The sequence below is a fragment of the Actinoplanes sp. CA-252034 genome, assembly GCF_050956125.1.
GTDB lineage: Bacteria > Actinomycetota > Actinomycetes > Mycobacteriales > Micromonosporaceae > Actinoplanes.
The window spans coordinates 10367203-10383268 of sequence record NZ_CP191846.1 but is presented as its reverse complement, the minus strand read 5'-3'; the positions used below and the strand labels follow the sequence as shown (position 1 = coordinate 10383268).

Annotated in this window: 16 protein-coding genes and 2 pseudogenes; 13 read left to right on the top strand and 5 right to left on the bottom strand. The window is 72.1% G+C overall.

Translation table 11 applies throughout. From position 1 onward, the window contains the following. Positions 1-32 precede the first annotated feature (32 nt). Genes ACQPZW_RS47050 through ACQPZW_RS47035 form a run of 4 tightly spaced genes read left to right on the top strand, consistent with a single transcriptional unit; the run spans position 33 to position 3412 of the window. Complete coding sequence (locus ACQPZW_RS47050) at positions 33-764, top strand: methyltransferase domain-containing protein (protein WP_433792462.1); 732 nt, start codon at positions 33-35, stop codon at positions 762-764. Continuing rightward, positions 757-1911 (top strand): acyl-CoA dehydrogenase family protein, encoded by a 1155-nt coding sequence (locus ACQPZW_RS47045; RefSeq protein ID WP_433797857.1) that lies wholly within the window; start codon positions 757-759, stop codon positions 1909-1911. Before ACQPZW_RS47050 ends, ACQPZW_RS47045 begins: the two co-directional genes overlap by 8 nt. Continuing rightward, positions 1905-2963: a type III polyketide synthase gene (locus ACQPZW_RS47040; protein WP_433797855.1), complete on the top strand. Its 1059-nt coding sequence runs from the start codon at positions 1905-1907 to the stop codon at positions 2961-2963. The genes ACQPZW_RS47045 and ACQPZW_RS47040 overlap by 7 nt, the downstream gene beginning before the upstream one ends. Then, a complete protein-coding gene (locus ACQPZW_RS47035; protein WP_433792461.1) occupies positions 2960-3412 on the top strand; it encodes a DUF6023 family protein in 453 nt (150 codons plus the stop codon). The genes ACQPZW_RS47040 and ACQPZW_RS47035 overlap by 4 nt, the downstream gene beginning before the upstream one ends. A 481-nt stretch (positions 3413-3893) precedes the next feature. Here ACQPZW_RS47035 and ACQPZW_RS47030 read toward each other — a convergent pair whose 3' ends face one another. Next, entirely contained in the window at positions 3894-4673 is a 780-nt protein-coding gene (locus tag ACQPZW_RS47030; protein WP_433792460.1) for a hypothetical protein, read from the bottom strand. 341 nt (positions 4674-5014) lie between these two features. Between ACQPZW_RS47030 and ACQPZW_RS47025 the strand changes: the two genes are divergently transcribed. The 6 genes and pseudogenes from ACQPZW_RS47025 (at position 5015) to ACQPZW_RS47000 (ending at position 9426) form a co-directional block, all read left to right on the top strand. Then, positions 5015-5500, top strand: a complete 486-nt coding sequence (locus ACQPZW_RS47025) for a CarD family transcriptional regulator (RefSeq protein WP_433792459.1) — start codon at positions 5015-5017, stop codon at positions 5498-5500. A 65-nt stretch (positions 5501-5565) separates the two neighbouring features. Next, a complete protein-coding gene (gene ispD / locus ACQPZW_RS47020) occupies positions 5566-6261 on the top strand; it encodes a 2-C-methyl-D-erythritol 4-phosphate cytidylyltransferase (RefSeq protein WP_433797854.1) in 696 nt (231 codons plus the stop codon). 84 nt (positions 6262-6345) lie between these two features. After that, positions 6346-6840: a 2-C-methyl-D-erythritol 2,4-cyclodiphosphate synthase gene (ispF, locus tag ACQPZW_RS47015; RefSeq protein WP_433792458.1), complete on the top strand. Its 495-nt coding sequence runs from the start codon at positions 6346-6348 to the stop codon at positions 6838-6840. Between the two features lie 26 nt (positions 6841-6866). Continuing rightward, a complete protein-coding gene (locus ACQPZW_RS47010; protein WP_433792457.1) occupies positions 6867-7253 on the top strand; it encodes a PPOX class F420-dependent oxidoreductase in 387 nt (128 codons plus the stop codon). Continuing rightward, positions 7217-8392, top strand: coding sequence for a hypothetical protein (locus ACQPZW_RS47005; RefSeq protein WP_433792456.1), 1176 nt, complete (start codon positions 7217-7219; stop codon positions 8390-8392). Before ACQPZW_RS47010 ends, ACQPZW_RS47005 begins: the two co-directional genes overlap by 37 nt. A 192-nt stretch (positions 8393-8584) precedes the next feature. Then, positions 8585-9426: pseudogene (locus ACQPZW_RS47000) on the top strand (hypothetical protein). Here the strand turns inward: ACQPZW_RS47000 and ACQPZW_RS46995 are convergent. Then, entirely contained in the window at positions 9407-9751 is a 345-nt protein-coding gene (locus tag ACQPZW_RS46995; protein WP_433792455.1) for a nucleotide pyrophosphohydrolase, read from the bottom strand. The pseudogene ACQPZW_RS47000 and the gene ACQPZW_RS46995 sit on opposite strands and share 20 nt — an antisense overlap. 105 nt (positions 9752-9856) lie before the next feature. On the opposite strand from ACQPZW_RS46995, the gene ACQPZW_RS46990 reads away from it, so the two are divergent. Further along, a complete protein-coding gene (locus tag ACQPZW_RS46990) occupies positions 9857-11227 on the top strand; it encodes a PQQ-binding-like beta-propeller repeat protein (RefSeq protein ID WP_433792454.1) in 1371 nt (456 codons plus the stop codon). A 527-nt stretch (positions 11228-11754) separates the two neighbouring features. Here ACQPZW_RS46990 and hisC read toward each other — a convergent pair. The 3 genes and pseudogenes from hisC to ACQPZW_RS46975 all read right to left on the bottom strand — a co-directional run. After that, positions 11755-12834, bottom strand: coding sequence for a histidinol-phosphate transaminase (hisC, locus tag ACQPZW_RS46985; protein ID WP_433792453.1), 1080 nt, complete (start codon positions 12832-12834; stop codon positions 11755-11757). Further along, positions 12831-13448, bottom strand: coding sequence for an RDD family protein (locus ACQPZW_RS46980; RefSeq protein WP_433797853.1), 618 nt, complete (start codon positions 13446-13448; stop codon positions 12831-12833). Before ACQPZW_RS46980 ends, hisC begins: the two co-directional genes overlap by 4 nt. Before the next feature lie 516 nt (positions 13449-13964). Beyond that, positions 13965-14033: pseudogene (locus ACQPZW_RS46975) on the bottom strand (DUF2510 domain-containing protein); the annotation flags it as partial. Positions 14034-14244: 211 nt separating this feature from the next. On the opposite strand from ACQPZW_RS46975, the gene ACQPZW_RS46970 reads away from it, so the two are divergent. Continuing rightward, a complete protein-coding gene (locus ACQPZW_RS46970; protein WP_433797852.1) occupies positions 14245-14679 on the top strand; it encodes an Lrp/AsnC family transcriptional regulator in 435 nt (144 codons plus the stop codon). A gap of 62 nt (positions 14680-14741) precedes the next feature. Beyond that, positions 14742-16034, top strand: a complete 1293-nt coding sequence (locus tag ACQPZW_RS46965; RefSeq protein WP_433792452.1) for a hypothetical protein — start codon at positions 14742-14744, stop codon at positions 16032-16034. Positions 16035-16066: the final 32 nt, after the last annotated feature.

Here is a 16066-nt window from a genome sequence, read left to right as displayed (position 1 = left end):
CCCTGCGGCGATCCCGTGCCAGGCTCGATCACATGCGATCGATGCAGCGCAACGATCCACGTCAGTACGACGACCTCGCCGCCGAGTGGTGGCGCCCCTCCGGGACCTTCGCCGTCCTGCACTGGCTCGCCGCCGCCCGGGCCGCGCTCGTCCCACCCGCCGCCACTCCCGGTCTGATCCTGGTCGACGCCGGCTGCGGTGGGGGCCTGCTCGCGCCGCACCTGCGCGGCAAGGGCTACCGGCACATCGGCGTCGACCTGCGCCGCGCCGGCCTGCGACAGGCCGTGCCGCACGGCGTGACCGCGGTGAACGGTGACGTGACGGCGCTGCCGCTCAAGGCCGGTGGCGCCGACGTGGTGGTGGCCGGCGAGATCCTCGAGCACGTCACCGACCTGCCGGGCACGGTCGCCGAGCTGTGTCGGGTGCTGCGCCCGGGTGGCCTGGTGGTGCTGGACACGGTCAACGACACCGGTCTGAGCCGGCTGATCACGGTGACCCTCGGCGAGCGGCTCGGCATCGCCCCGCCCGGCCTGCACGATCCGGCGCTGTTCGTGTCACCGCGCCGGCTGATCGCCGAGTTCGCCCGGCACGGGGTGCGGCTGCGGGTCCGTGGGGTGCGGCCCAGCCTGACCGGCCTGTTCCGCTGGCTGGTGCTGCGGCAGGCGGCGCACGGCCGGCGGATCGTCCCGGTCCCATCGACAGCGGTCCTATATCAGGGTGTGGGCACCAAAATCCGGGGTATCGAGGGGCGTGACCATGCTTGATGAGGCGCGGCGGCTGGCGCCGAGGTTCTCGGCCCGTGCGGCCGAGGCAGACCGGGACGGCGCCTTCCCGGTGGACGACTTCGCCGACCTCCGGAGTGCCGGGTTCCTCGGCCTGATGGTCCCGGCCCGGCTCGGCGGCGCGGAGGCGGGCTTCAGTGAGTACGCGGACGTCGCCTACGAGCTGGCCCGGGGCAACGGCGCCACCGCTCTGATCTTCAACATGCACGCCTCGGTGACCGGCGCGCTCAGCGGTGTCACCGACGAGCTGGCCGAGGCGCTCGGGCTCCCGTCGTCGGCTCTCGAGGCCCGCGACGACGCGCTCAAACAGGCCGCCGCCGGCAGCTGGTATGCGGTGGCGATGAGCGAACGCGGCGCTGGCTCCCGCCTCTCCCAGCTGGCCACCACGTACGAGCGGGCCGGCGACGGCTACCGGATCCGGGGCTCGAAGACGTTCTGCTCCGGGGCGGGGCACGCCGACGCGTACCTGATCGCCGCCCGTAGCGCCGACGACCCGGGACAGGTCTCCCAGTTCCTGGTCCCGGCCGGTGACGGGCTGACCGTCGAGCCGACCTGGGATGCGCTGGGCATGCGCGCCACCGCCTCGCACGACCTGCACGTCGACGTCACCGTTCCGGCGCCCGCCCTCCTCGGCGGGGTCGAGGGCCTGGCCCTGGTGGTGGCCCAGCTGGCGCCGCACTGGATGGTGGCCAGCTACGCCGCCGTCTACGTGGGTGTGGCGCGGGCCGCCGTGGACGCCGCCGTCGAGCACGTCCAGGCCCGCGGGCTGGAGAGACTGCCGGCCGTGCGGGCCCGGATCGGCCGGGCCGACGCCGCCGTGGCCGCCGCCCACCTGGTCGTGCGGGAGGCCGCCCGCCGGGTCGACACGTCACCCGGCGACGCCGAGACGAACCGCTGGGTGTGGCGGGCGAAACTGCTCGCCGGCACGACGGCGGCCGAGGTCGCGGCGTCGATGCTGGAAGCCGCCGGCACCTCGGCGATGCGCCGCGGGCATCCGCTCGAACGCCTCTACCGGGACGCGCGAGCCGGATCGCTGCAACCCGCCACCAGCGACGTCTGCGCCGACTGGCTCGGCGTGGACGCGCTCGGGGGAGACCCGGACGCCGACGGCACCGCCCCGCGCTGGTGACCCCCACGATCACCGGCATCGGCATCGCGCTGCCGCCGGCCACGAGCCAGGACGAGATCTGGGACGGATACTTCAGCCGCCACTACACGGGGCCACGCAACGCGCTGGCCGGGCGGATCTTCGCGAACTCCGGCGTACGCACCCGACACGCCGCCGTGAGCCCGCTTCTCGAGGACGTGTCCGAGTGGTCCACCGAACGCCGAATGCGCCGCTACCAGGCCGAGGTCATGCCACTGGGCAAGGCCGCGGTGGGCCGGGCGCTCGCCGACGCGGGCATCGCCGCCGGTGATCTGGGACTGTTCGCGGTCTGCTCGTGCACCGGCTACGCCACACCCGGCCTCGACATCCTGCTCGCCCGCGACATGGGCATGTCACCGAGCGTGCAGCGGCTCTTCGTCGGGCACATGGGCTGCTATGCGGCGCTGCCCGGACTGGGTGTGGTCAGCGACTTCGTCGCCGCCCGGGGGCGGCCGGCCCTGCTGCTCTGCGCCGAGCTCACCAGCCTGCACCTGCAGCCGCCCGGTTCCCGGACGGACATCCAGCAGATCGTCTCCCACGCGCTGTTCTCCGACGCCGCGGCCGCCGTCGTGGTCACCGATGCCACCTCGGGGTACGCCGTACGCGAGGTCGCCGCGATCACCGACACCTCGACCGCCGACCACATGACCTGGGAGGTCACCGACCACGGCTTCCGGATGGGACTGTCGCCGCGGGTGCCCGCGGTGCTCGCCGCCCACGTCCGCGGCCTGGTCGAACAGGTCCTGGCCCGGCACGGCCGGAGCATCGCCGACGTCGACGGATGGGCCGTCCACCCCGGCGGGCCCAAGATCCTCGACGTGGTCCGGGACCAGCTGGAGTTGCCCGAGACGGCCCTCGCCACATCCCGTTCGGTCCTCGCCGAGCACGGGAACTGCTCGTCGTCCACCGTCCTCCTGGTGCTCGACGAGCTGCGCCGCCGCCCATCGCCCCCGAGGACGACGGTGATGCTCGCCTTCGGGCCGGGGCTCACGCTCTACGTCACTCTTCTGGAGGCCTCTACTCTCTCAGCGTGAGCGGCGAACGGGGACGCGGCGTCGTGCTGTACGCACTGGCCGCGTTGATCTTGGTGGTCGGCGTCTGGTCGTGGTGGCGTGCCGCACCCCGGCCGGCCGCCGACGACCGGCTGACCGGCTGGCGGCACAGCGCCGAGCAGTTGCTGCCCGACATAGGCGACCACGAACTCGCCGACACTCTGGCCCTCGACGGCGACTCCGGGCACGAGGAGGTCGTCGACGTGGAGCCGGGCGACTTCCGGATCTCGGTCGTCTGTGCCGGTGACGACGGCAGCCGGGTCCGGGTCAGCCTCGGCGCCGGCGGCTCCGCCCGGGGCCTGCGCTGCTCCGGCTCGCGGACGCCGGAGTTCTTCTCGGTCGGCCTCCTCGATCACTTCAACCTGCGCGTCACCGTCGAGACCCCCGGCCCGGTCGTCTTCCGCTACGCCCTCCAGCGCTCCAACGGGTGAACGCACCCGCCACCGCACACTTCATCAGCAGGCTCGTCGCCTCGATCCCGAGCAGACATCGCCCCAACCGGCACCTATGGCCCGGCGTGGCCTCGGGGTGACGAGCGCCCGAACCGGCACTCATGGCCCGGCGTAGCCGGGGGCGACGAACACCCGAACCGGCACCTATGGCCCGGCGTGGCCCCGGGGAGACATCGTCCCAGCCGACACCCATGGCCCGACGTGGCCCGGCGTGGCGATCGCCCGAGCCGGCACCCATGGCCTGGCGTGGTCGCGAAGCGACGATCGCCCGGACGGCACCTCATGGCCCGGCGTGGCCCCGGCGCCGCGATCGCCCCACCTGGCACTCGCGGCCCGGCGTGGCTCCAAGGCGCCGGCCGCCCGAACCGGACCACCCATAACCGTCGTGGCCCCGGGGCGGGGTCGACGGGACCGCTACGGTGGGGTTCCGGTTGGCTCGTACGAAAAAGGGGTTTGGTCTTTATAGGCGGAGGAGATCGGGACGGAACGTCTCGATCGAGGCGGTCCGCGGACTGAACCGGATGATCTTGCCGAGGCTGTCGATGAGAATCACAGCGGCGGTGCCGTCGGGGGCGCTCAACCGCAAATGACTACGGAGCGTATCGGCCGGGTCCTGCAGGAAAGTGGCTCCCTTGCCGTCCGCGGCCGGGGCGCTCGGCGCTGGGAGCGTGCCCTGAGTGGTGGCGGGCGCCGGCCACTCGGCAGAGGAGATGGCCAGCACCGCAATGTGCGGTGGAGCGGCCGCGACGGTGTCGGCGATCAGTTTCGCGCAGTCGCACCCGTCGGTGAGCAGCAGCACCGCGGGTCGGCCCGTGAGCGAGGCGATCGTGCCATCGGTTCTGACCAGGTCTGAGGCGGGCACCTCGGCGGGGTGGGACTCGGTGGTGCCGGAGGTCCGCTGGGTGGCCGGCTGCCGGGGCGGGCCGGGCCACGCCGAAGCGAAGAGGCTGGCCACGGTGACCAGGATCGCCATCGAGACGATCAGGGCCGGAGTGCGCACCAGCAGGGCGGCCGCTCTGCGCAGGCGGCGGATCGCGGGCCGCCGGCGCCATCGTTGCCACCCGGTGGGCGGCGGGCCGGTGTGCAGCTCGGCACGCACCGCCTCGACCTCGTCGGCCAGCTCGGAGAGGTCGTCAGGGATGACGATGACGCCCCACTCCTCGGGGAAGTCCGGGAGGTCGTCGGGGGCCCGCCCCCGGGCGGCCTGCCGCCGTTGTCGCTCGCGCCAGCCATGACTCACCTCCCCCTGGCCGACCAGATCCTGCTTCGGTCGGGGAACCTCCGTCCAGCCTCCCGCACGGCGGCCCGCATCGCCAGTGCTGCACTGATGCGGACCTTAGCGATAAGCTTGATCTGACAAAGCCATCAGGTCCGGAATTCCCGACTTGATCGGTGCGAGCTCGCTGGTGGAAGCCGTGACAGTAATGTCACTTTGCGTTACTTAGGCAGCTTCCGGCTTCGCTGTCAAGCGGTAGAAAGCCCCGTCACAGGGCCTCTGAGCTGCACTAACAGTGACCGTCAGGGCGAGACACGGCCGCCTGAGCGTGTTACCCTAGACACAGCGAAAGGGGTTTCGAACCTATGGTTTTCAGTGTCGGCGAGACCGTTGTTTACCCCCACCACGGGGCCGCACTCATCGAGGCAATCGAGACTAGGGTCATCAAGGGCGTTGAAAGGCAGTATCTCGTTCTGCGTGTCGCCCAGGGCGATCTGACTGTTCGGGTGCCCGCTGAGAACGCCGAAGAAGTCGGCGTGCGCGAAGTGGTTGGCGAGGAAGGCCTGGGCAAGGTCTTCGACGTCCTCCGCGCTCCGCACACCGAGGAGCCGACCAACTGGTCGCGGCGCTACAAGGCCAACCTGGAGAAGCTCGCTTCGGGTAACCCGCTCAAGGTCGCGGAAGTTGTTCGTGACCTTTGGCGTCGTGAGCGTGAGCGTGGCCTGTCGGCGGGTGAGAAGCGGATGCTCGCCAAGGCTCGTGACATTCTGGTCGGCGAGGTGGCCCTCGCTGAGAAGAGCACCAAGGATGAGGCCGAGGTCCTGCTCGACAAGGTCCTCACCCAGGCCTGATCTGATCACGCCATCCCTTCACTGTGTCTGACTCACCTGGTGTGTCCGGCGACAACGACGGCGACGTGACCGCGCAGCTCAATGCTCGCGGTGACGTCGCCGTCGTCGTTCCGGCCGCGGGCGCCGGTGTGCGCCTCGGCCCCGGTGGGCCCAAAGCCCTCCGCCTGCTCGACGGCGAGCCGCTCCTCGTCCACGCCATCCGCCGGACGGCCGCCGCCCCCTCGGTCCGCATGATCGTGGTGGCTGCGCCACCGGCCGACGTCGACGCCGTGCACGCCCTGCTCAGCCCGGTCGCGCCGGTCGTCGTCGTGGCCGGCGGCGCCGAGCGGCAGGACTCCGTCGCCGCCGCCCTCGCCGTGGTCCCCGACGACATCGGCATCGTGCTCGTCCACGACGCAGCCCGCTGCCTTGCGCCTGCCGACCTCTTCGAGCGGGTCGCCGCCGCTGTTCGTGACGGGGCCGATGCGGTGATCCCGGCGCTGCCCGTGGTCGACACGATCAAGGAGGTCAGCGCGGACGGCAGAGTGCTCGGCACCGTCGATCGCGCGGTGCTGCGTGCTGTGCAGACGCCGCAGGGCTTCCAGGCTTCGGTGCTGCGGGCCGCCCACGCCGCTGCCGCCGACCTGCACACCGACGACGCCGGAGCGGTGGAGAAACTGGGGCGGGCGGTGGTGTGCGTGCCCGGGTCCGACTTCGCGTTGAAGATCACGCGGCCCCTCGATCTGGCCGTCGCCACCCACCTGCTGACCCTCTCGTCGTAGGGCCTCGCCCGGCGATCACGGGCGGTTCACCGCCTCGCCGCGGTGGTGGAATCGGTCGAGATCACAGCGTTTAAGGTGGTGGGCGTGATTGTTCCGCGGGTCGGCATCGGCACTGACGTCCACGCCTTCGATGCGGAGCGGCCCTGCTGGGTGGCCGGTCTGCACTGGCCCGACGAGCCCGGTCTGGCCGGGCACTCCGACGCCGACGTGGCGGCACACGCCGCCTGCGACGCGCTGCTCTCCGCGGCCGGTCTCGGTGATCTCGGCAGCAACTTCGGCACCAGCCGGCCGGAGTGGGCCGGAGCGGCCGGCATCACCCTCCTCGCCGAGACCGCGCGCCGGGTCCGGGCCGCCGGTTTCGAGATCGGCAACGTGTCGATCCAGGTGATCGGCAACCGTCCGAAGATCGGCAAGCGCCGTGCCGAGGCCGAGAAGGTCCTCTCCGAGGCGGTCGGGGCGCCGGTCACGGTTGCCGGGACCACCACGGACGGACTCGGGCTCACCGGTCGCGGCGAAGGACTCGCCGGCACCGCGGTCGCGCTCGTCCATTCCGGTGGCGAGCGTCACGCGGAGGGCTGACGGCAGCATCGGGCATGATCACTGCCATGACCGTCGCGCTGCCCGGGACCGCCCGGACGCTGATCGACAATCCCACCTATGCGGTGCTGACCACGATCAACGAGGACGGCAGCCCACAATCGACCGTGATCTGGGTCAAGCGCGACGGTGACGACGTCCTCTTCTCCACGACGCGTGACCGGATCAAGACCCGGAACATGGCACGTGACCCGCGTGTGTCGATCTGCGCGTTCGATCCGGCGCAGCCTTACGCGTACATCACGGTTGAAGGGGTTGTCGGTCTGGCCGACGACGACGGCGACCTGATCGGTGAGCTCAGCTACAAATACGCCAACGAGCCGTGGAGCGCCGACGCGCCCGGCACCGTCCGCGTGGTGTGCCGGGTCACCCCGACTCGGGTCATTTCCAGGTAGACGGCCTACGCTCGGCACGTGCCCGCCCCCTTGGAGCCCGACACCACCCCGAGGAGCACCGCCAGCGTGCCCTCCTCCTCGCCGACCTCGGCCGCTACGACGAGGCCGCCGGCGAGATCGCGGCCGGCCTGACCGCTGAACCGCGCGAGGTCAACCTCCTGGCCACGCTCGCCCGCATCCACCTCATCGCCGAACAGCCCGCCGAGGCGCTCGCCGCAGCCGACCAGGCGGCCACCGCCGACCCGCAGGCACTGTCCGCCCTCGTGGTCCGGGCCATGGCGCTCACCGACAGCCGCCGCTACGCCGAGGCCGCCCGGATCGCCGGCGACATCCTGCGGGACCGTCCCGACGATCCGTATGCGCAGCGCACCGGCGCGGCCCTGCTCAGCGAGTCCCGTAACGGGCAGGAGGCGCTCAACGCCGCCTGGAACGGGGTCCGCGTCGCACCCACCGAGGCCGAGGCACACCTGGTCCTGGCCGTGGTGGCCGCTCGGCTGCGGCTGTTCGACCTGGCCCAGCGGGCATACGGCGAAGCCCTCGAGCTCGACTCGACGATCGGTGAAGCGGGGCAGGCGACCGGTATCGTGCGATTCGAGCGGCGGCGCTGGGCCCGCGCCCTCGAAGACCTCGCCGAGGAGGCATCGCTCACCGCACCCCAGCCGACATCGCCGCCGGCGGCCATGCGGGACGCCCAGGACTCGCAGGAAGCACCGGTCACGCCACCGCCGTCGGTCAGCCTGCCCACGCGGCCGGTTCTCGACATCTCCCAGGAGTCCGCCGAGGCCGTGCGGGAGACCGTCGGGTACGGCGCCGGCGCAGTCGTCGTCGCCGCCGTCCTGGCCGCCGCGATGACCCTGATCAGCGCCGGCATCTCCCGGGTCTGGGCGGGACTGATCGGTGTCCTCGTCTTCGGCGCCGTGTTCTTCTGGTTCCGGAGCAGGCTGCCCGAGCCGGCCGGCGTGGTCCTGCGGCGGCTCCGGGACGCCGACCGGCGACTCGCGGTGGCGGTCTATCTCACCTTCTCGGCGCCACTGTTCCTGCTGGCGTACGCGGTGATCGGCGGCCCGGCGCCGTTGGTCGCCGGAATGCTCACCGCGGCGGTGGGCGAGATGCTGGTGCTGATCCGTCGCCCTCGCTGACCCTTTCGGCTGCCGTGCCCATCCCGGTCCCGGTCGCGCTCAGCGGCGTGACGTTCCCGGTCCCGGTCGCGCTCAGCGGCATGACGTTCCCGGTTCCGAGTTGGGCGTGGCGTCGTGTTGCCCGTCCGGGCTGGGAAGTGACATAACGGACTTGGTTGTCCGTATCTCGCGGCGTCTATTAGGTTCGGATTCGTGTCAACGATGGTGCCTCCGCTATACGCCGGGCTGGTCGATGACGCTTCCCTGCTCCCACCCAGCCCGATCGGCCTGGCCGACGCCGTCGCCAAACACCACGAGCACTCCTCCGCGTGGTACCGCGACCTGGTCGGATCCCTGCTCGTGCCGGCGTCGACGGTCGGCATCGAGCAGATCCCCCGGCTCACCGCGGGGCTGATCGGCGACGTGCCGGCCGCCACGTTGCCCGCCACCGTCGAGAAACTGCGTGCCTCCGGAGTCGTGGTCGAGCACGTCGAAGCAGCCGTCGCCCGCCGCGGTGAGGACCCGCAGCCCGGAGTCGCCACCCTCTGCAGCTTCGCCGAGGCCCAGAACGGCCTGCCCCTCTACGCCGAGATCCCGCTCAGCTGGGGCCTCCTCGCGGCCCTCGACTCGGTCGCCGAGGCCCGTGCCGGCGGCCTGTCGATCGCGCCCAAATTCCGGGTCGGCGGCCTGGCCGCGGAGCTCTTCCCCACCCCTGTCGAGTTGGCGGCGGTGATCTGCGCCTGCCGTGACCGCGCGCTGCCGTTCAAGCTCGCCGCCGGCCTGCGACACGCGACCCGGCACACCGACCCGGAGACCGGGTTCACCCACCACGGCTTCCTCAACGTGCTGGTCGCCACCGTGATCGCCGCCGGTGGGGTGAGGTCGCCGAGGTGGCCGAAGCACTCGCGGCCACCCACCCGGTCCCACTGGTCGAGCCGGCCCGCGCGCACCGGGACGGGCCACGCCCGCTCTTCGTCGGCTTCGGCGCCGCCAACGTCGTCGAGCCGCTGACCGAGCTCGTCCGCCTGGGCCTGATCAACGGCGGGTACGAGTAGCCGGTCCACCCTCGGCCCGCAGGTTCTCCTCGATGCCGTCGGTCATCCGGGCGAACTCGGCGACCAGGTCGACGTCGTAGCGGTCGGCCAGCACGAGCACCGACCACAGGCAGTCGGCGAGCTCATGGCCGAGCTTGGCCTCGGCGTCCGGGATGACCCGGCGACCGTCCACCGCCATGACCAGCTTCGCCAGATCGCCGACGTCACCGACGAAACCCAGCGCCAGATCGCCGGTACTCCACCTCTCGCGACCGGCCGCGGCATGATGCCGATCGTAGAGCTCGGCGATCATCAGTGCTCGTGTCTGCAGGTCACTCAGGTCCATGACTGGACGCTAGAGGGCGAGAGCCACGCCGGTGGAGCCCGGCCCGCGGGGGTCACAGGCCGCCCGCCGGTGAGCGGGGTGGTCACGACCTGGAATACTTCGGCGGTGACCCGGGTGCTGCTGCGAATCATGGCGGCCGCGCTTCTGCTGGCAGTGAGCGGCCTGATCGGCTGGCGTGTGCTGGCTCCAGCCGAGCTGTCGGCGAGCGCCATGACGCCGAACCCTCCCACTCCCTCGACGAAGCTGCTCGGCGTGACCAGCCGCCTCAACGTCGCGCCCCTGGTCGTCGACGAGACCGTGCGGGTCTACGCGGCGAAGCATCAGGTGCGGGCGGACGGGCCCGTCACCGCCCGGGCTGTGTACACAGCACGCTGGTCCTTCCGGCGGTGGCCCGAACAGCTCAGTGCAGTGGTGGCGAGCGGCACGACGGTCATCACGCGGTGGTCCGACGGGAAGCTGGTGGCGATCGACGCACGCACCGGAGAGGTCAGGTGGCGGGCCGACGGGCCGCAATCGTCCGGCTTCGCCGCACACCGGACCGGCGCCGAGGCCGTCTGGGACCCGCCCGGCCTGCGTCTCGCCGCCGGCACCCTCCTGATCACCGAGGGGCAGACCCTTTCCGGGTACGCCGCCAGCACCGGCCAGTCGATCTGGACGGCCACGGTCCCGGCCGGATGTGCGAACGGCTTCACCACCAGCGGCGATGCCTACCTCTGCGCCACCGGGGTCTACGACGCGACGACGGGCACCGCGCTCGCCGGGTGGCCGGCCGGGCCATATCAACCGGTGGGCTGCGGCACCTCGGACTGTGACGCCTTCCGGGACGGCGCCGGGCAGGGGTGGCTGGCCACCACTGCGGTGCCTCGCCGGGCGCCCGCGCTCGACGACCCGCTGGCCACGATCGTTGCGGGCATCGTCATCACCCCCGCGCATCCCGATGCCTCCCTTTCTGCGTCGCCGGTCGTGACGCCCGGCCCTGGCTCGTCCGTGGGCTCAGCTTCCCCGTCACCGTCCTCCTCCACTCCCGCTGAGGTGTCGTCGCCGGCACCTGCCGGGGTCGCACCTGCCCGCGTCTCGCCCTCCGTGTCCGCAGGCGGCCTGCCGTCGGCGGCTGCCGGGACCTCACCCTCCTCCTTTTTCGCGGGCGTCGCCGGGCGGACTGTGGATGGAGCGCCATTGTGGACAACTCCGGGGCCGCTGCGGGTGTTGGGTGGAGAATCGGAGACGGTGCTGCTGCTGACGCCGGAGAACATGCTCAGGGGGGTGGATGTCCGGACCGGGAATTTGAAGTACTCGATGCCGCTGCGCTTCGCGCCGGACACCGAGGACACCCTTGACTGGAAGTTGGGGCTCTACCACGTGACCGATGGCTTCCTCGGCATCGAACGCCTCAACCGGGACGCCTCGGATGACCCGGACTCCCCGAACTACTACCTCACGATGGACGCGGTCCTGCTCATCGCGCTCCCCGACTGAGACCGCTGCGCGGCGGCGCGGCGCCCGTTGCCTGGGGCGGCGTGAGTGGCCCGCGTCGCGCTGGGCAGCGGCAGTGGCGCGGGCGGCGTCCGGGGCGCCGATCGCGCCGGGCGGCACGATCGGCGGGGCGGCCTGAACGGCCGCGTTACGCGGCGCGGCGTGAGTGGCGGGCGGCGTGAGTGGCCCGCGCCGGGCGGTGTGAGCGGCGGGGCGGCGTGACCGGCCGCGTTGCGCGGCGTGAGTGGCGGGCGGCGTGAGTGGCCCGCGCCGGGCGGTGTGAGCGGCGGGGCGGCGTGAACGACCGCGTTGCGCGGCGTGAGTGGCGGGCGGCGTGAGTGGCCCGCGTTGCGCGGCGTGAGTGGCGAGGCGAGGTGAGTGGCCCGCGTTGCGCGGGGCGGCGCGGAGTGGCGTCAGTGGCGCGGATCGCGGGGCCGCGAGGCGAATCTTGGGCGACGCGACGCGACGCGACGCGGCGTGGCGTGGTGAGTCGCGGGCCTGCGTGCGCCGCAACTCACCACACGGGTGGGTCAGGCGAGAGCGGCTTCGGCGGTGGCGAGGAAGAGGTCGTTCTCCTCGGGGGTGCCGATGGTGACGCGGACGCCCTCCGGGTGGAAGCCACGCACGATGACGCCACGGCTCTCGCAGGCTGAGGTGAAGCCGGCGGTTCGGTCGCCGAGTGGGAGCCAGACGAAGTTGGCCTGGCTGTCCGGCACGTCGATCGAGAGCTTGCGCAGCGCCTCGGCGACGCGGGTCCGCTCGGCAACGACCAGGGCGCAGCGGCGGCGTACCTCCTCCTCCTGATCGAGGGCGGCGAGCGCGGCGGCCTGAGCGACCAGGCTGGTGGAGAAGGGGGTGACGACCTTGCGGACGGCGGCGGCGACCTCGGGCTGGGCGACCAGATAGCCCATCCGCAGGCCGGCCAGGCCCCACGCCTTGCTCATGGTGCGCAGGACGACCACGTTGGGCCGGTCGCCGTAGGTGTCGACGCCGTCCGGTACGTGCGGGTCGGTGACGAACTCCCGGTACGCCTCGTCGAGCACCACCAGCACGTCGGACGGCACGTCGGCGAGGAAACGGTCGAGCTCGGCCTTGCGCAGGAACGTGCCGGTCGGGTTGTTCGGGTTGCAGACGAAGACGAGCCGGGTCTGGTCGGTGATCGCGGCGGCGATGGCGGCCAGGTCGTGGCCGTGGTCCGCGGTGTTCGGCACGCGCACGCTGGTGGCGCCCGCTCCGGCGGCGATGATCGGGTACGCCTCGAACGACCGCCACGAGTAGACGACCTCGTCACCGGGCAGGCAGGTGGCCTTGACCAGGATCTCGGCCAGCGCCACCGACCCGCAGCCGGTGACCACCCGTGCCGGGTCGACGCCGAGCCACGAGCCGATGCGGTCGCGCAGCTCGACGACGCCCATGTCCGGGTACCGGTGGACGGACCGGACGGCCTCGGTGACGGCCTCGACCACGCCGGGCAGCGGACCGTACGGCACCTCGTTGCTGGCGAGCTTGACCGCCTCGGCGATGCCCAGCTCGCGGGCCAGGTCGGCGACGTTGCGGCCGGGCACGTACGCGGGCAACGCGTCCAGGTCGGCGCGGGTCAGGCGGGTCATCGGGATCCTCCGGGTTTGATGGTCGGTGGTACGCCGCCCGCGGGCACGTCGACGACGACGGTGGCCGCCGCCTTGTCGTGCCAGGCCTGGCGCAGGCGGGGGTCGAAGACGGGTGACAGCGCGTACAGGAACTGGATGACCACGCCGATGCCGCACGACCAGAAGAGGGTCCACATGCCGAGCCGGGCCCACCGGGTGAACGCCCGGCCGAAGCCGAGCTGACCCGTCTTCTCCACCGGGACGACCTTGATGCCCATCAGCCGTTTGCCGAAGGTCTGACCGCTGTTGCTGATCGCCGGCGCCTCGTAGGCCAGCCAGAGCAGCGTGGCGATGAGGATGATCGCGATGGTGAGCGTCTGCATCCGCGGGGTGCCCTGCTGGGCGACGGGCACGGTGGTGCCGGCTGCCGCCTGATCCATGATGTTACGGAAGATCGGCATGAAGTCCTGCAGGTACAGGTACACGAAGTAGCCGTTCACCACGGCGTTGAGCAGCAGCACCGCGACGATGTCGATGAGCCGGGCGGTGAGCCGCTTGCCGAGCCCGGCCAGGGCCATGCCGTGCGGCCGCACCTCGGGCATCGGGAACGGATGCGGATAGGGGTAGGCGTGCATCGTCTGCGCCCCGGGCGGCGGCTGCCAGCCGGGAGGCGGCGGCTGCGCTCCGGGGGCGGCTGCCAGCCGGGAGGCGGCGGCTGCATTCCGGGTGGCGGCTGCCAGCCGAGCGGCGGCGGGGGCTGCGGCGCCCAGCCAGGCGGCGGACCGGCCGGCAGACCAGGCGGCGGACCGGCTGGCACACCGGACGGCGGACCGGACGGGGGCCAGGCGGGGGCCAGGCGGCAGGTCAGCCGATGGGCCGGACGGTGACCCGGAGGGCTGGCCGGTCGGCGAACCGAGTGGCGGTGGCAAGGCACCACCGGCGGGCGGCGGCGGAGGCGGTCCCCAACCCGGCGGAGGCGGTCCCCAGCCGGGCGGAGGCTGGCCCCACGCGGGCGGCGGTGGCGCGATAGCCGGGCCGGCGGGGGCCGCGGGCTGCGGAGACGGAGCGGGCACGGGGGGTTCCGGCTCGACCGCGGGCGGACCGTCCGGCGGCACGGCGTCCGCCGGGATGGCTTTGCCCAGCCAGCCCTCACCGTCCCAATAGCGCTGGGTACTGGTGTCGGCCGGGTCCTTATACCAACCCGCGGGAACGGAACTCATGCGCAAACCTTTACCACGACAGCCTGACACTTCCCTGCGGCGCGGTCGCCCGCTGATCACAGTGTCCCAGGTCGCCTGACAGTGACGCAGTGCACGGTCCTGAGCAACCCTTCCGATCATCGATGGGCAACGTGCGCAATCGGTGCGGTAGGTTCCGAACGTGGGTGAGCAGACTGTCCAGCTCGACGCGCTCGACGCGCGCCTGATCGCGATGCTCGCGGCCGAGCCGAGGATCGGTGTGCTCGAACTCTCCCGGCGGCTCGCGGTGGCGCGGGGCACAGTGCAGGCCAGGCTGGACAAGCTGATCGCGCGGGGCGCGATCAAGGGCTTCGGACCCGAGGTGGCACCGGAGGCGATCGGGTTCGGCGTGATGAGCTTCGTGACGCTGGAGATCAGCCAGCGGTACGGGCACGACGCCGTCGCGGGCCATCTGGCGGAGATTCCCGAGGTCCTGGAGGCGCACACGATCACCGGCAGCGGGGACATCCTGTGCCGGATCGTGGCCCGGTCGAACGCCGACCTGCAGCGGGTGATCGACCAGATCGTCGGCTACGAGGGCATCGTGCGGGCGCACACGATCATCGCGCTCGCGGAGCTGATCCCGTACCGGACGGTGCCCCTGGTTCGGTCGGCAAGTCACGCATAGTGTGACGACACGGACTTTCCGCGCTCGGCCGTTCCGTGATCGAAGGTCATTACCCTGCCGACATGGCCTCGGGAGGCGGTTCCTGGAAGGGACTCTGGGTGGTCACCGTCGCCGCGGTGGCCCTCACCATCCTGGCCACGACCCACACCTGGAACCCGTTTCCACAACTCTGGTCCTGGATCACCACGAGCGGGCCGGTCGCGCCGGGCACCCGGTGGCAGCAGTCGCTCGGCGGCACCCCGCAGAGCGTGGCCGTCGCCGGTGAGGCGGTGATCGTCGAGTATCGGACATCGGTCGAGGCGTACGGCCTGACCGCCGCGGTGAAACTGTGGTCGTCGGACGCCGACTGGGCCGCGATCGCCGGCAAGGGCGCCAACTCGGTGGTGGTGACCGGCCGGCTGCTGACCAAGGGCTACCAGGTCCTCGACCCGTCCACCGGTGCGGTGCGGCGCTCGGACACCGCGGCGGCGGCCGTCTGGACGTACCAGGACGCGATCGTGGACCTCAGCTGCGGCGGGGGCGACGACTGCCGGCTGACCGCCTGGGATCCGCGGGCCGGGACGCAGCTGTGGAGTGTCGGCACGGGCAGCATCGGGTTCGTCCTGGACGCCGCGAACCCGGATCTGCCGGACACCCGGCGGCTGGTGTCCGGGGCGGTGGACGACGACGTCGCCGGGCCGCCGGCGCTGCCCGGGCTGATCGGGCTGCCGCACGACGGCGAGGTCCGGGTGATCGACACGGCCACCGGGCGGCTCGTGCAGACCGTGCGCCCGGAGAAGGACCAGCGGGTCGCGGTGGTCGGCGGCCGGGTGCTCACGGTCACCGGGGTGGCCCGCGACGGGACCTGCTACTACGGCGTGGTCGGCGGGAGCCCCGGCGGCGAGGTGGTGTGGCGGCGCGACGGGCTGAACCTGCGGACCGCCGACAACGGCTCGGCGTGCGCGCAGGACCAGGATCCGGCCGGCGGGTACAACGTGGTGCTCGGCGTCGACCCGTACGGCCGGGAGGTCCTGATCAACGGCTATGACGGGCGGAACCTCTGGTACGGCGACAAGGAGTCCACGGTGCTCGCCGTCGACGACGGGTACGCCGTGATCCGCAAGGGCGCGTCGATCCGGGGGTACTCGTTCACCAAGGACAAGAACGTGTGGCGGCAGGACGACCGTCCGGATGCCGGGGCGGCGCTCACCCCGTACGCCGCGATCGTGGCCTCCAAAGGTCGGGTGACGGCTCTGAGCCTCAGCAGTGGCACGGTTCGTGCCGATGTGCGTACCGATGCGAAGGTTTTCGCCGTGAGCCCGGACGGCATGATCCTGGTCGCCGGCCGTGACATGGCCTATCTGCCGTTCTCCTGACGCCGCGCGGCGGGGATGGGTTCGCGTCGCGC

Excerpts from the sequence above, each read along its gene's own strand:
- ACQPZW_RS47050 (WP_433792462.1), top strand. The coding sequence starts at position 33 with ATGCGATCGATGCAGCGCAACGATCCACGTCAGTACGACGACCTCGCC.
- ACQPZW_RS47045 (WP_433797857.1), top strand. The coding sequence starts at position 757 with ATGCTTGATGAGGCGCGGCGGCTGGCGCCGAGGTTCTCGGCCCGTGCG.
- ACQPZW_RS47025 (WP_433792459.1), top strand. The coding sequence starts at position 5,015 with ATGGTTTTCAGTGTCGGCGAGACCGTTGTTTACCCCCACCACGGGGCC.
- ACQPZW_RS47010 (WP_433792457.1), top strand. The coding sequence starts at position 6,867 with ATGACCGTCGCGCTGCCCGGGACCGCCCGGACGCTGATCGACAATCCC.
- ACQPZW_RS46995 (WP_433792455.1), bottom strand. The coding sequence starts at position 9,751 with ATGGACCTGAGTGACCTGCAGACACGAGCACTGATGATCGCCGAGCTC.
- hisC (WP_433792453.1), bottom strand. The coding sequence starts at position 12,834 with ATGACCCGCCTGACCCGCGCCGACCTGGACGCGTTGCCCGCGTACGTG.
- ACQPZW_RS46980 (WP_433797853.1), bottom strand. The coding sequence starts at position 13,448 with ATGCACGCCTACCCCTATCCGCATCCGTTCCCGATGCCCGAGGTGCGG.
- ACQPZW_RS46970 (WP_433797852.1), top strand. The coding sequence starts at position 14,245 with ATGCTCGCGGCCGAGCCGAGGATCGGTGTGCTCGAACTCTCCCGGCGG.
- ACQPZW_RS46965 (WP_433792452.1), top strand. The coding sequence starts at position 14,742 with ATGGCCTCGGGAGGCGGTTCCTGGAAGGGACTCTGGGTGGTCACCGTC.